This is a genomic window from Vibrio sp. Y10_XG_PY6 (assembly GCF_024181795.1).
GTDB lineage: Bacteria > Pseudomonadota > Gammaproteobacteria > Enterobacterales > Vibrionaceae > Vibrio > Vibrio diabolicus.
In genome coordinates, this window is the sequence record NZ_JAMZAQ010000004.1 from 115,825 (window position 1) to 130,772 (window position 14,948).

Annotated in this window: 12 protein-coding genes; 6 read left to right on the forward strand and 6 right to left on the reverse strand. The window is 43.8% G+C overall.

The features are described from left to right. Positions 1-17 precede the first annotated feature (17 nt). The gene (locus NL644_RS19070) at positions 18-1,634 is read left to right on the forward strand and encodes a serine protease (protein WP_253658710.1); all 1,617 of its coding nucleotides are present in this window, start codon (positions 18-20) and stop codon (positions 1,632-1,634) included. A 4-nt stretch (positions 1,635-1,638) separates the two neighbouring features. Continuing rightward, positions 1,639-2,007, forward strand: coding sequence for a hypothetical protein (locus NL644_RS19075; RefSeq protein ID WP_012842042.1), 369 nt, complete (start codon positions 1,639-1,641; stop codon positions 2,005-2,007). Between the two features lie 71 nt (positions 2,008-2,078). Here the strand turns inward: NL644_RS19075 and NL644_RS19080 are convergent, their stop codons facing one another. Next, a complete protein-coding gene (locus NL644_RS19080; RefSeq protein ID WP_253658711.1) occupies positions 2,079-2,675 on the reverse strand; it encodes a VOC family protein in 597 nt (198 codons plus the stop codon). 220 nt (positions 2,676-2,895) lie between these two features. Between NL644_RS19080 and argS the strand changes: the two genes are divergently transcribed. Beyond that, complete coding sequence (argS, locus tag NL644_RS19085) at positions 2,896-4,629, forward strand: arginine--tRNA ligase (RefSeq protein WP_114322595.1); 1,734 nt, start codon at positions 2,896-2,898, stop codon at positions 4,627-4,629. Between the two features lie 126 nt (positions 4,630-4,755). Further along, entirely contained in the window at positions 4,756-5,184 is a 429-nt protein-coding gene (locus tag NL644_RS19090) for an HIT domain-containing protein (protein WP_012842045.1), read from the forward strand. Between the two features lie 93 nt (positions 5,185-5,277). Here the strand turns inward: NL644_RS19090 and NL644_RS19095 are convergent, their stop codons facing one another. The 5 genes from NL644_RS19095 to znuA all read right to left on the reverse strand — a co-directional run bounded on the left by NL644_RS19095 (position 5,278) and on the right by znuA (position 13,302). Then, positions 5,278-5,508: a FeoC-like transcriptional regulator gene (locus NL644_RS19095; RefSeq protein WP_005396058.1), complete on the reverse strand. Its 231-nt coding sequence runs from the start codon at positions 5,506-5,508 to the stop codon at positions 5,278-5,280. Continuing rightward, positions 5,505-7,781 (reverse strand): Fe(2+) transporter permease subunit FeoB, encoded by a 2,277-nt coding sequence (feoB, locus tag NL644_RS19100; protein ID WP_145474336.1) that lies wholly within the window; start codon positions 7,779-7,781, stop codon positions 5,505-5,507. Before feoB ends, NL644_RS19095 begins: the two co-directional genes overlap by 4 nt. Next, on the reverse strand, positions 7,781-8,008 hold the full coding sequence (locus tag NL644_RS19105) for a FeoA family protein (RefSeq protein ID WP_005382190.1): 228 nt from the start codon (positions 8,006-8,008) through the stop codon (positions 7,781-7,783). Before NL644_RS19105 ends, feoB begins: the two co-directional genes overlap by 1 nt. Before the next feature lie 827 nt (positions 8,009-8,835). Then, complete coding sequence (locus tag NL644_RS19110) at positions 8,836-12,213, reverse strand: AraC family transcriptional regulator (protein ID WP_114322597.1); 3,378 nt, start codon at positions 12,211-12,213, stop codon at positions 8,836-8,838. A gap of 201 nt (positions 12,214-12,414) precedes the next feature. Then, the gene (gene znuA, locus NL644_RS19115) at positions 12,415-13,302 is read right to left on the reverse strand and encodes a zinc ABC transporter substrate-binding protein ZnuA (RefSeq protein WP_114322598.1); all 888 of its coding nucleotides are present in this window, start codon (positions 13,300-13,302) and stop codon (positions 12,415-12,417) included. Positions 13,303-13,380: 78 nt separating this feature from the next. On the opposite strand from znuA, the gene znuC reads away from it, so the two are divergent. Both znuC and znuB read left to right on the forward strand, forming a co-directional pair. After that, on the forward strand, positions 13,381-14,169 hold the full coding sequence (gene znuC / locus NL644_RS19120; RefSeq protein ID WP_006742704.1) for a zinc ABC transporter ATP-binding protein ZnuC: 789 nt from the start codon (positions 13,381-13,383) through the stop codon (positions 14,167-14,169). Further along, complete coding sequence (znuB, locus tag NL644_RS19125) at positions 14,162-14,947, forward strand: zinc ABC transporter permease subunit ZnuB (protein WP_005396067.1); 786 nt, start codon at positions 14,162-14,164, stop codon at positions 14,945-14,947. The genes znuC and znuB overlap by 8 nt, the downstream gene beginning before the upstream one ends. Position 14,948: the final 1 nt, after the last annotated feature.

The following is a 14,948-nucleotide window of genomic DNA, read 5'->3' on the forward strand; positions in this document are numbered from 1 at the left end:
AATATTACGGAATTAAAATGAAAAAAACGTTAGTGGCTTTTCTGATTGGGCTGACTTTGCCAGCAACCACAATCGCAGATACTCTTAAGCCTGTTCAGAATGATGTATCCACTCGCATTATTGGCGGCGAGCCAGCTAATACTTCCGACTGGAAGTTTATTGCTTCACTGGTCCGTAAAGGACAGCCAACATCTATTGGTCACTTCTGTGGCGGTAGTTTCCTTGGTGGAAAATACGTATTAACTGCTGCGCACTGTGTGGAAGGTCTTAATGCGGACGATATTGATATCGCTCTTGGTCTTTATGATCAAAACAACGAGTCTCACGCGCAGCGCATCGCGGTTAACAATATCTACTCGCATACTGCATATAACAGTAATACAACGAACAATGACATCGCTCTTATCGAATTAGAACGTAATGTCGATAGCGCGACTATCGATTTGGCAACGCCAGAGCTTTTGGATAGTGTACGCGTAGGAGATAAGTTGCACGTAGCTGGATGGGGAAATACGTCCACGACAGACCGAGTATACCCAACCGTTTTACAACAAGTTGATTTGGAGTACGTAGATCGAGCTACCTGCCAAAACCTACCAGGAAACTACTCTAATGTATCAGATGACGGCATTTGCGCCGGATACTATTGGGGAGGTAAAGATAGCTGCCAAGGAGATAGCGGCGGTCCGCTCATCGTTGATGATAACGGCATCAACAAATTACTAGGCGTAGTCAGTTGGGGGGATGGATGTGCTCAACCAAATGCTTATGGTGTTTATGCAAACGTCGCTCATTTTCAGCATAACGGCTGGATAGATAGTCATCGTAATACTATCAGCTACACTCAGTATCGAGATCTTCATTTCGTTGAGCGAAAAGCGCAGCAAGAGACCTTTACTATTCGTAATGACGAGGTGAATACGCCAATCAACATCACGGGCGTTACCCTAACAAGCGGAATCAGCCTCGCCAAAAATACCTGTACTGCGACACTGGCACCATCTCAGAGCTGTCAAATTACGGTAGGCTACTACCCAAGCTACTCGCACTCAGTTGAAACGATTGAAGTCTCTACTGATCATCCGAAACTATCTAAACTTTCGACTACCTTAATATATAGTGGTATTGATAAAGCAAGCAGCTCATTGAGCAGTGCCGTTACGCTAGCTGGCGCAAACGTGTACACCAATGAACACGCTTGGACCGCTGAAAATGGTGAACTTCAGTCAGCAGAAATGGGAATGTCTACTGGTGCATCCATCTTGCATTTAACCGATCTTCCAAAAGGCAAACTATCAATGGACTTTAAAGTCTTGTCAGATGGTTTCGATGTTTTTGTCGTTTACGTCAATGGCCAAGAGTATGACTACACTCGCCAGCTTCTTGAGTACAATGAACTTTCTATCGATCTTTACCGGAAGTCAAACACGGTTACTTTTGCTTATCTGAAAAACTACGAGTTTAGCGGTGGTTACAACGCGCAAGCGTATATTCGCAATATCAAGATGTCAGTTAGTTCAGATAACACTAGCGAGAGCAGCGTAACAAAAACATCGAGTTCAGGCGGCAGCTTCTCGATTAGCCTATTGATGTTGCTAGCTGCAGGTCCTTTCCTGCGTCGCAAAAAAGGATAACAAGATGCAATATATACTCAAAACAATGCTGCTTGGTTTGAGCTCAATCAGCTTAGTCGCTTGCTCGGCAAATACAGAAATGCAGCAAGGTCAAGAGTCTGAACACCAAGTCGTCATGGTTGAAGCGTACCGAACTAGCGATAGTCAAATTTCATTTATCGCCGAGTCTAATGGCTGCAGTAAGAACGATGACTTTAGCTTAAAAATAGAGCAAAACTCTTCAACGGAAGCCCTGCTCACAATCGTCAGGAACAAAGTGGATCATTGTAAACGAATGCCGTTTCCAAAGACTTTCACACTAACTCTAGACGAAGAGTTGAAAGGCAAAAAGCTTTCCATTACCAACCCAAAAAGCAAGTCACCGGCTAAATAGTGATTCGCTTACGAAAGGGAGCCTCGGCTCCCTTTTTGCCTCTCGCAACTCAGAAATTTCACTCTAGCGTTTTACGCCTGCTCAGACTCCACAATACGCTTAAGTGAATGCGGGTGCAGCTTGATACAAATGCCTTGGTACTTAAACGCCACGGTTGGGTTGTTCAAGCGTTCGCCTTCCCCTTTCGGGCTCGACAATTTGATCTTCACACCCAGCTCTTTTAACTCATCAAAACGCGCGCCAAACGCTGGGTAAGTGTGTTTCAAATCAGCAAGAAACTCATCTGCGGTTTCGACATGAGACGGAATCACAAACTCCACATGTTCCCAGCTTTCATTTGGGTAGATTTTGCCTTCCGCAGGGTATGGCAGCTCCAGACACTCAATCTTCCAGCCACGGCTTTCCAACGCTTTGTCGAATTCGATAACGATGATTGGGCGACCGTTTATTTTCGCTTGTGAAATCACCTTACCGTATTGACTCCATGCTTCATGCGCGGCTTTCGCTGTTTCAGTATCATTAATACGCAGCGCAATATGGTCAGCCTGAGCAAAGCTCAGATCCAGTTTTAACAGGGTTGCAAGCTCTTCAATCTTCGCCATAAATGCGTCCAGATCTTGGATCATCAATTCAGGCGTTAGGCGCTTTTCAACTAGTTGAGTCGTCATTATGGCTCTCTTATGGGGCGATTTATCTCATTACTTTGAGCGCAATAGTAAACGCAAACTAAGCCACATTTCCATTCAATCGAAAAAGTAAAAATTTCGCCTATTCATCTCTGTATGAAAAGCAATAAAGTTGTTATGATTAGCCCCATTTTTGTGAACTCTAACAGAGCTCGGCGTACATTCTGCCGAGTTCTTTGTCCTTGAATTGAAGGAAACGCGTGTGAATATCCAAGCACTTATTAATGACAAAGTATCTCAGGCTCTAGAAGCCGCTGGCGCACCTGCAGGTAGTCCTGCAGCCGTTCGCCAATCAGCAAAGCCACAATTTGGTGATTACCAAGCAAACGGCGTAATGGGCGTTGCTAAAAAACTGGGTACTAACCCTCGAGAATTTGCACAGAAAGTACTGGATGTTCTAGACCTAGATGGTATTGCGAGCAAAACAGAAATCGCTGGCCCTGGTTTCATCAACATTTTCCTAAGCGAAGAGTTCCTTGCGAAACAAGCCGACGCGGCGCTAGCAGACGAACGTCTTGGCGTAGCTAAAGAAGAAGCGCAAACCATCGTTGCCGACTACTCTGCACCAAACGTAGCAAAAGAAATGCACGTGGGTCACCTGCGTTCAACCATCATCGGTGATGCAGTGGTACGTACGCTTGAGTTCTTAGGTCACAAAGTGATCCGCGCGAACCACATCGGTGACTGGGGTACTCAGTTCGGTATGCTTATCGCAAACCTTGAGCGTGTACAACAAGAGTCTGGCGAAGTTTCTATGGAACTTGCGGACCTTGAAGGCTTCTACCGCGAATCGAAAAAGCTGTACGATGAAGATGAAGAGTTCGCAGTAAAGGCGCGAAACTACGTGGTAAAACTGCAAAGCGGTGACGAGTACTGTGCAGAAATGTGGAAAAAACTCGTTGATGTAACCATGATCCAAAACCAGCGCAACTACGACCGTCTAAACGTGTCACTGACTCGTGACGACGTAATGGGCGAAAGCATGTACAACGACATGCTTCCTAAGATCGTTGCAGACCTAAAAGAACAAGGTCTTGCCGTTGAAGATGATGGCGCGCAAGTTGTATTCCTAGATGAATACAAGAACAAAGATGGCGAACCAATGGGCGTTATCGTTCAAAAACGCGATGGCGGTTTCCTATACACAACAACAGACATCGCATGTGCAAAATATCGTTATGAAGAGCTAAGCGCAGACCGTGTGCTTTACTTCATCGACTCACGTCAGCACCAACACCTAATGCAAGCTTGGACGATTGTTCGTAAAGCGGGCTACGTGCCTGAGTCTGTATCTCTTGAGCACCACGCGTTCGGCATGATGCTGGGTAAAGACGGAAAGCCATTCAAGACTCGTGCGGGTGGTACCGTTCGTTTGGCAGATCTTCTGGATGAAGCAGAAGTTCGCGCAGCACAGCTGATCGAATCTAAAAACCCTGAACTAGATGCAGACGAAAAAGAGAAGATCTCTAAAACAGTTGCAATGGCAGCGGTTAAATACTCTGACTTATCTAAACACCGTACGACTGACTACGTGTTCGATTGGGACAACATGTTAGCGTTTGAAGGCAACACAGCACCATACATGCAATATGCATACACTCGTGTAGCTTCAATTTTCGCTAAAGCTGGTGTTGCTATGGATGCTCTCCAAGGTGACATCAAAATCACTGATGAGAAAGAGAAAGCACTTATTGCTAAACTTATGCAGTTCGAAGAAGCGGTGCAATCTGTTGCTCGCGAAGGCCAACCACACATCATGTGTAGCTACCTATTCGAACTAGCAGGTCAGTTCTCTAGCTTCTACGAAGCGTGCCCTATCCTAGTTGCTGAAGACGAAGCAGTGAAACAAAGCCGTCTGAAACTAGCTGCGCTAACAGCGAAGACCATCAAGCAAGGTCTGTCTCTACTGGGTATCGATACTCTAGAGCGTATGTAATCCGCTTTTACGTAGTTAGCTTAAGTAGCACAAGCTAAATGATGACAAAGGTTGACGTGAAAGCGCCAACCTTTTGTTTTATCTATCGTATACTAATTCAAACTAAAAATTAATCGGACAGCAATAATGAGTTTTGAACTTCATCCTCAATTGGCAAAAGACACTTCGGTGATTGGTCACTTCCCACTTTGCGTCGCGCTTCTTCATAAAGATAATGCTGTGCCATGGGTTATCTTGGTGCCTAAACGCGAAAATTTGAAAGAGCTACACCACTTGCCAATGCAAGAGCAACAACAGTTTTTGCTCGAATCTCAAGCGGTAAGCCAAGCACTCGAAGCGACATTCCGCCCAGACAAGTTAAACCTTGGCGCCCTAGGTAACATGGTGCCACAGCTGCACATTCACCATATTGCGCGCTTTAAAGACGATATGGCATGGCCAGGACCAGTTTGGGGGAATACAAAAGGAGAGTTTCGTACTGACGAAGAACAAGAAGAGATTCTTAACCGAATTCGTAATGTGTTGTCGTTAAGCTCTATCTTCCGTAAAGCGTAACCGTTATATAACTTTTAATTCAGGTAGAAAGTAAAAAGCCGCATCATTGCTGATGCGGCTATGTTGTTTGTGCGCGATGGTTCATTGCTCCTACTACATGGTTACGGTAAGTGACAAACCATCGTGCTTTGTGACTGCATAGCGTATTCGCGTTATATGATGAGCTTTATTTGTATCTACCAAGCGAGAAATGCGACCTTTGTTAATCCATACACTTAACATGGCGTCTGCACCGTCTTCACTCATTCCGAACTGTTTTGCTAGCTCAGATTGGGAAACCGTTCCTTTTTCGGCAATATATTGATAAAGCTCTTTTAAAATCATACGACTTGCGCCTCAAACTCGCCTTGATGTTTCTTGCCTACGCGCTTGAAAACGCGGTACGTGCCAAAGAAAATCGCAATAATTATGGCAATCCAAACGCCGCTGGTGATAGGGCTATCAGCGAAATGCATAAGCTGATGATAGAAAGTCGCACTCAAGTACGCGAGCCCCATTGTCCATACCGCTATAAAGCGCGCAAAGTTATTGCCGAATTCTCGAACATAGGCACCCATCGCAGCCACACAAGGAGTGTAAAGTAAGATAAAAACTAGGTACGCAAAAGCAGCATGACCAGAAACAAATTTCTCTTTTATGTTACCAAAGATCGATTCATCAATTTCTTGCTCCTCTGCGACTGCATGAGAATCTGCTAAATCACCGACGTCAATCCCCAGAGGATCAGAATAGCTCAGCCCTGCTAGGTTTTCAGGAATGCTCATCACCGCTTCTTCTAGGCTACCCATAAGATCAAATTCTGCATCCTCTCCATCGGTTGGCGTAGTATATAAGCTGTTCAATGTGCCCACGACTGCCTCTTTCGCGAAGATACCAGTAATAATACCAACCGTTGCTGGCCAGTTATCCTCTTGAATACCAATTGGTGCAAACACTGGCGTCACAACCTGAGCGGCTTTTGATAGAACCGATTTATCACTGTCTTCATTACCGAATGTACCGTCAGTTCCTAGCGAGTTGAGGAAGCTCAAGATAGCAACAACCACTACGATGGTTTTACCTGCACCCAATACAAACCGCTTAAGTTTTTGCCAAGTTTTGATCACGACGTTCTGCAATGTCGGAAGCTCATAGTCAGGCATTTCCATCACCAAGCTATCACTGCTGCCAGGATACAGCGTGTGCTTGAGGAACAAACCGGTAAACACCGCGGCGACAATACCAAGTAGGTAAAGTGCAAACACAATGTTTTGACCAGAGCCTGGGAAGAAAGCGGCAGCAAATAAAGCGTACACAGGTAAGCGAGCACCACATGACATAAACGGTGCCATCGACGCAGCCAACTTGCGCTCACGCTCTTGGTCTAGCGTGCGCGTTGCCATGATTGACGGAACGTTACAGCCAAAACCAAGAACCAAAGGGACAAACGCTTTACCCGGCAAGCCGATTTTCTGCATCACTTTATCAAGCACAAACGCGGCGCGTGCCATGTAACCCGAGCTCTCAAGCACAGCAAGGAATAAGTACAAACACGCTATGACCGGGATAAAGGTCGCAACTGTTTGAATACCGCCGCCTAAACCATCAGCAATCACCGTAACTAGCCATACGGGGAGGTGACCATCTAATAAGTGGTGTCCACCATCAACCAGCAATGCGCCTACACCAATGTCAAAAAAGTCGATAAATGCACTACCGATGTTAATCGAGAACATAAACATCAAGTACATAACAACAAAGAAGAATGGGATGCCAATCCACTTGTTCAAAATAAACTGGTCGAGTTTTTCAGTCACACTACGGCTTAATTTACCTTCGCTTCGGCGAACTTTTTTACACTGTTCATGCAGGTATGTGTACTTGGTATCCGCGACATGCAAATCGATATCCAAGTCTAAAGTCGCAGTGACTTCCAATACTTTGCTTCTATCAATATCGGAAAGGCTATTGAGAACCATCGTGTCTTTTTCAAGCGCACGAATCGCTAATGCACGATGGGCGACGGTTTGATCGTTAAAAAGTGTGGAAACAGTTTGAATCGCCGACTCCATCTTTTCACCGTAATGCAAAGATAGCTCTTTAAGCGCGACCCCTTGAACGATGGACTTATGAAGTTTTTCTTTAAACTCTGCAACTTGAGTTTTATTGGTTGCAGATAAACTTACTACAGGACAACCTAATGTTTTCTCAAGCTCTGAAACGTTAATCATTTGACGTTCACGTTTTAGTGCATCCATTTTGTTGAGAACAACAATCATAGGACGGCCAAGTTCGCGAAGTTGTAACGTCATATATAAGCTGCGCTCTAAACTCGTGGCATCAACCACGTTGATAATGAGATCGGCAGGATGAGTTAGAACCGCACGCGATGCAATGGATTCGTCAATACTATTGCTATCATTACCACTGTCTAACGAGTAAATACCAGGAAGGTCAGTGAGCAAAAACTCGTCACCCGCATGTTTGAATTGTCCCGTTTTCTTTTCAACGGTGACGCCTGCCCAGTTACCAACTTGCTGTTTTGCGCCAGTCAAACCATTAAATAGCGTCGTTTTACCACTATTAGGATTACCTACGGTAAGCACTTGATATTGCATTACACTCGCTCCACTTCAATTTTCTGAGCAATGGTTTCTCGCAATGCGACAGACACACCACGGACTTCGACTTGTAAAGGATCGCCCATTGGAGCACGTCGAATCACTTTGACTTCTGTATTGGGAAGCAGCCCCATTACCATGAGTTTCTTTCTGATATCTGATGAAAGACCATCTAACAACCGAATCGTCACCGTATCGCCAGGATTAATCTCTGATAACTTCATAGTGGCCCTTAAGAGTATTGCTAATGAGAAATATTATTATTTAATAAGTTTAGGCTGCCAATATTACTCTCCTATAACCCTTCAATCCTTGTGTGAAATCAAAGATTTCATAAATGTTTTCATGCTTTCAAACGTCAACTCCGTAAATTTCCTCTCGTTATTTACGTCAAAATTAACAATTAAAAATCACGACCAATGAAATAAAAATGTCACAAACAAATGGTAAAAAATAAAAATTTCTACACAAAACAACAGGTTAGATGACATTTAAAACTTTGTCGTTTTTCTCATATCAACATGGCGTTATTTTTATAAGAAAAATAAGTAACCTCTCGTATAGTTACTCCATCGAGAGGGCAACCTCTCAAATGAATTCCAGAGGTGGCATGGCAACATGTCACTCCGGCAGCAAGCGAAGGTGTCATTGACACCCGTGGTATAGTCCCCCCGGCTATACCACGATATTTTTTTTCATCTCTCTAAACTCTTTAGCTTATCCACCTTTTCAGCACAGTTCTGTTTTCACGAATTTCGCATTCCCTCACTACTCAAATGAACCAACGCACTCTAGATACAAAAATACAACCATTCATCTATTTGTCGCCGTAGGTAAATCCGTCCTCTTAAGCCATGTATGGTTATAGCTAAGAACAGCGCTACTAACAGATAGAGCGTGACCGTGCTTACGTATTGAGAATGGATTTGTAGGCTAGATGTTATGAAGAAGCAATGAGAATCACTGCATTGGTAGCTCTAGCAATAGTAGAGCACTATAAGCAGCTCCCCAGTCTTTTGAATATTCACTAGGGAGTGTGTAATGAGTTTTTTTAGTTGGTTTCTTGGCTTTCTTGAGTCAAAGCAAACTTGGAAGGAGGCAAACCAAAATGCAATTTAAACTTTTGGCTAAAGTAAGAAGGATCATTAAAGCCGCAGTTAAACGCTACTTCGCTGATTTTCTCGCCCGCTAATAACTGCTCACACGCCGTTTCTAAACGAACTTCGGTTACATAATCTTTTAACGTTCTTGACGAGGCTGATTTAAAGCGCCTCTGTAAAGAGCGTTCTGACATGAACAGCATTTTAGCCGCTAAAGCAGTACCAAACTCAGGGTCATGGTAATGCTCAGCCACCAGCTGATAGACTTTTTGCAACCATTCTTTCTCTGGGGTCACTTTATCTTCGACGATAGGTTCAGACTCAAATTCTTGCAAAGATTCATCCACATAACTCATTTCCTTCGCAGTTGGCCATGTAATTTCGATTTTATTTTGAGCGTCGGAAGTAAACACCGCCAAGTATCCTCCACTCGTTGTCACTAACTGGGCAAGATGATCAATACTCAATTCAGAGTGGTTCATATTAGATGGACGCCCGGTCGTGACTTTATTAGGCAGTTGCGTCCCATAATCAAGAAAACTCAATGAAACAATATCATTGCCCTCTTCTAGCATGATTCTCACCGTTTGGCCTCGGAAAGAACGCTTGATGATATTGGCAAAAATGCTGTTGAAGATAACATCAAGGTTAAAGCTTTCCAGAGCAATTCGACTTGTTTTTCTCTCATCTTCAAGCTCCACCATAATCCCAGCCTTCGCAAAATCATCTTGCCATACATCAACCACCGATTGAGTTATCTGACTCAAATTGTAATTGTGACTACCGCCGCTAGCTTCGCCAGGGACACTTTTTAACTCATTTAATTGCCATGTCGTTTTCGCCAGATGATCTTCCGTAGCTGCATCCAAAGGTATGGGTAATTTTGCCGCTATAAAATCGACACTGGACTTAATAGATTGCGCCACGTGATCAACCAGCAGGTTTCTGACTTGAATCTGTTTACGTAGCTGTTGGTTACTCGTCAACAACACTCGGCTTTGATGCCTCAACTGGTTAGTTTTGAGTGTCACTTGCGCAGCTAAATCACGGTTAGCCTGTACAACATAGCGAGAACGCCAGTACATAAGTAGTGCAACCATGGCAATACTCGCGACCACAAAACCTAAAATTGCGAGTTGCGATAAATACCAAGGATTAAGCACAATAAAATATGACTCGAGCCCAACCAATCCAGCAGCGACTTGAGACTCATTACTTACCTGTAGATGGTATTCACCGGAATTGAGGTGCTCTAGAGTCAGTTGGCCTCCCTCTAGCGCTTGCCAAGGATCATCGCTATTCAATCGATAATACAAATTTTGGCTGTCTGGTTTTGGCATCACGCCAAATAAGAAACTTAGAGAAGAGCCATACGGTAATTTTATGCCATTCAAATCGGCGCTACCAACTTGTAGAATCTCGTTTTCAAGCACAACTTGGCTCACGATAAACTTCGACTCTGGAGGGTTGGACACAAGCAGCTTGGATGCTTCAGCTTTTACCAACCCGTATTTCGACCCTAGGACGAGCTCTCGCTCACCACCTTCTTTTTGCTGTATAACACTGCAGATTCCTGGTAGAAACTCGTTGTTCATTAAGCCAGACGCCGATGAATAATGTTTCACTAATTCACCCGAAAGGTGGTAATAGCTTAATCCGACAGAAGAGGCTAACCACACACCTTGCCTGTCTCTGATCAAGCAAGCAGGTCGCGCGTTGGGCACACTCATTTCAACAACATGTTTCTCGTTACTTCCTTTAATCGTTTTAAAAACGCCGTAAGATGACGCAAACCACTGACTGCCATCAACCGCCGTGACCATGTCTAATGATTCACCAAATTTTTCGGAATAGCGGATGAACTGGATGTTTTCATTGCTGTATTGATAAATCCCATGATCGGTCCCTATCAATAGAGAATCTTCAGTGTCGTATAAACGCGTAACCTTAGCTGGTAAGTACTGACTTACTAGCCACTCACTTCCAAAATTTCTTACGCTTTGCTTGGTTATATCAACATTGTAAAGATGGTATCCGCTTGATACCCAGAGACGCTCATTACCATCTACAGTCACATGCTCCACTCCGTGTCCAGCCATAACCTGTAAATAAGGAAATGTCACTTTGTTAAGACCATTCAGCTCGAATATTTCGAGCCCTTTAGAGGTCGCAAGCCAAAGCATCCCACCTTGAAATGCAAATTCATTGATCTGCGAATCAAGCTCCAAGACTTTGATGTTGCCACTCTCACCTGTCCGATAAAGCTTTCGGTCATCCGCGAACCAAAGCGCATCATCAGGTCCTGTGGAGGTTTGTCGAATTCGCCCTGATAAGGTTTGCGAGTCGTAACTACTGAAGGTTACTCGTTCAAACTTTTTACTAAACAAGGAGTAATAGCGAATGCCTTGGTTAGTCGCGATCCACATCCCTCCCATGTTGTCACTCAGTAGCGAATAGATCTTTGTATTATCCAGCTCCAGTTCAAGAAAGCTTGCAGGCTCGACTTCTGTCACTTCGCCTGACAAGAATGAGTATAAATACAGACCATGCTCAGTCCCCACCCAGTACTCTTGATTTGTCTCAGCGAAAGTCAATACATGAGAACCGCCAATCTTAATCACCTCTTTATCAGGTTGATAAATATTGAAAATTAATGCCCCACGCAACGTTCCTACCAGAATTTCTCTGCGCGTGTGTGAGTAGTAGATCTTTTCAATGTAGTTCTGACCTGAAGCGACTACATGGTCAAACTTATCTCCTTCTGAAAGATAAAAGCCAGAAGTTGTAGCAAGTGCCCACTTCTCTTCGAGCAGAACCGCATCGTTAATATAAACATAGCTATTGTTGCTATGTTGATAGAGCTGCAACAACGAAAAGGACTCTAACTCGCTAGTATCGATGTTGTAAGTATAGAAATGTGCGCCATCACTAACCCAAATATAATCTTCAGAAGAACCGATTTTTCTTATTTGCGACCCGGGGTTTAAGCTAAAGACTAAACGTCTTTCTTGATTTGGATAAGTTTGATACACCTCATTCTCAACAAAGGTCCAGAACGAGCCTTCATAATAAGCCAGTTGCTTGGCAGACGTTTGTAAAAAACTGCCTGATTTAGGTAGGATATTTTGGCCATCATAAAACAACACCCGCCCATGCACGTCGTGAATCCACAAGCCCCCTTGCTCACCCAAGAACAATTTTTTAGCCGCAATAAAAGTACCCTTAACCTGAGTCGGCAAAGGGTAAAAGATGGCATTCGCATTATGAAGAGCAAATGCTTGGAAAGATAGGAAAAAGCCCAACAAGACAAGGGCTAATTGGCGTAGCAAGACGAAAACCTTTTATATCAATTTGTGCAAGGCGCTCACCGTCCATATCTTCTACAACATGGACTTACACGGTTATTTTGAGCTGCTAATTATTGATAATGATATCTCAATTACTGTTTGAGAAAAGGCTCGCCTTGCCAAAGGTTGTAATTCTTACTGCTGGATCACGTTAAAAGGACTATTCCTACACAACAACACTACTTAATCCGTCTTTTGGCTCAAGCACTGCTCAAAATTATTCGCCATATTGTTGAGAAAAGTAAAATAACTGCCCGGTTTTGCTTCAATTGTGCTCCCTAATGGGTCAAGTTCACCTTTGGCAACTTTGCTACCTCGCATCACGCTCTGAACGACAGCTGGAGTAAACTGAGGTTCAGAAAACACGCAGGCTACATCTCCTGAACTTAACTTTTGACGAATTTGGATTAAGGTTTTTGCGCCCGGCTTACGATCCGGGCTCACGGTGAAGTGCCCCATTTGATTTAACTCATAACGCTCTTCGAAATAACCATAAGCATCGTGAAACACAAAGTAACCTTTGTCTTTCACTGGCGATAATTTCTTCTTGATCTCTAGGTCCGTCTGGCTGAGCTCAGTTTCAAATTTTTTAAGGTTTTCTTGGTACTGTGCTGCATTTTCCGGATCAAGTGATCCCAGTTGATTCACGACAGCCTTGGCAACTTGTTGTACTTGACTTACACCTAACCAAAAGTGCGGATCATGTGAACCATGATCGTGGCCATCATGGTCATGGTTGTGCTCACTATCAAACTCACGCAAATCTAGATCTGGAATTTGACTAATAGTCAGAGTATTCGATCTGTCTGACACGACTTTTTCCAGAAACGGTTCGAGATCATGTCCGTACCAAATAACTAAATCAGCAGAAGCGATTTTCTTAACATCCGATGGGCGTAAAGCGTAATCATGGGGCGAAGTGTTAGACTGCAGTAATACATCTGGCGAAGTCACCCCTTGAGTAAGCTCTGTCACTAATAACTGAATAGGTTTGATACTCGTTAGTACCGTTACTGCGTGTGCTGGCAACGTTAGCATCGCTGACGCAGCAAGAATTAATGCTCTTTTCATAGTTTTACTTGGGATATGGTGTAGAAAGTGTGATAATGTTACATTATAACATTATTGATTTGCAAATGAGTTTCATTCATGTCTTCCTTAGTCCATCTTGAGCACTTATGCGTCGAGTTCGATGGCCGCAGAGTTCTCGATAACATTAGTATGGAATTACAAAAGGGCAAAATAACAACCCTAATTGGTCCCAATGGAGCGGGAAAATCAACGTTAGTCAAAGTCATTTTAGGCCTTCAAAAACCGACTAGCGGCAAATTAAACCGACAAAGAAAACTAAAAATTGGTTATGTTCCTCAAAAATTGAAACTCAATGACTCTCTTCCATTGAATGTCACCCGTTTTCTAAATTTAGCAGGAAAATACAGTAAACAAGAATGTATTGATGCATTAAGGCTTGTTGGCGCTGAGCATTTAATTAGTAGTAACATGCATCGCTTATCAGGTGGTGAAAACCAACGCGTATTACTTGCGCGTGCTTTGCTTCAACGCCCAGAGCTGTTAGTGCTAGATGAACCTGCGCAGGGTGTGGATATTCAAGGTCAAATCGATCTCTACGATCTAATTGAAAGCATTCGTCACCGATTCGATTGCGGTGTATTTATGGTGTCACACGACTTACATTTAGTAATGGCCAAAACAGATGATGTCATTTGTCTGCATCACCATGTTTGCTGTTCTGGTTCACCTGCCACGATTACTCAGCACCCTTCTTACATCGCGCTATTTGGCAATGCAGCGAGAGAATCGCTCGCGTTTTATCATCACGACCACGAGCATCATCATCACGATTTATCCGGAACGCCAGTAACTGGCGATGCGACATCATGCTCCAACCATAAACACGGACATCATCACCATGATTGAGTTTCTTCTACCTTCTATTCTTGCTGGTATTGGCATCGCGATCATTGCAGGTCCTCTTGGGTCATTTGTCGTTTGGCGCAAAATGGCTTACTTCGGTGATACCTTGGCACATGCTTCATTGATGGGTTTGGCATTAGGCTTTCTGCTCAACGTGAACCTTTATCTTGCCCTACTCGTTTGCTGTTTAGCACTCGCGGTATTGCTCGTGACACTACAGAAACAACAACTGGTCGCAACCGATACGCTTCTGGGTATACTCGCCCATAGTGCATTATCTGTTGGTCTAGTTTCTGTTAGTTTCTTGGATAATGTCCGTGTTGATCTGATGAGTTACTTGTTCGGTGACTTACTCGCAGTATCTCCGCAAGATCTGATGTTCATTTACGCAGGTGTCGTTGCTGTTAGTGTGTGTCTTTACGTTTTTTGGCGACCTTTATTGTCGAGCACAGTTAGTGAAGAGCTTGCTGCCGTCGAGGGCGTCAATACAGACTTAGTTAGATTGGTGTTAATGCTTATGGTAGGTGTTGTGATTGCCGTAGGAATGAAGTTTGTTGGGGCACTTATCATGACTTCTTTGCTGATCATCCCAGCAGCAACAGCACGTAAGGTCTCTTCATCACCAGAGCAAATGGCACTGTTCGCATCTATTATTGGCTCTGTGGCAGTACTAATGGGGCTTAGCCTATCATGGCACTTCGATACGCCGGCTGGCCCATCAGTAGTAATCAGCGCAACATCTCTGTTTATGCTTAGCCAATTTATTCGCCAAAAATCGTAAA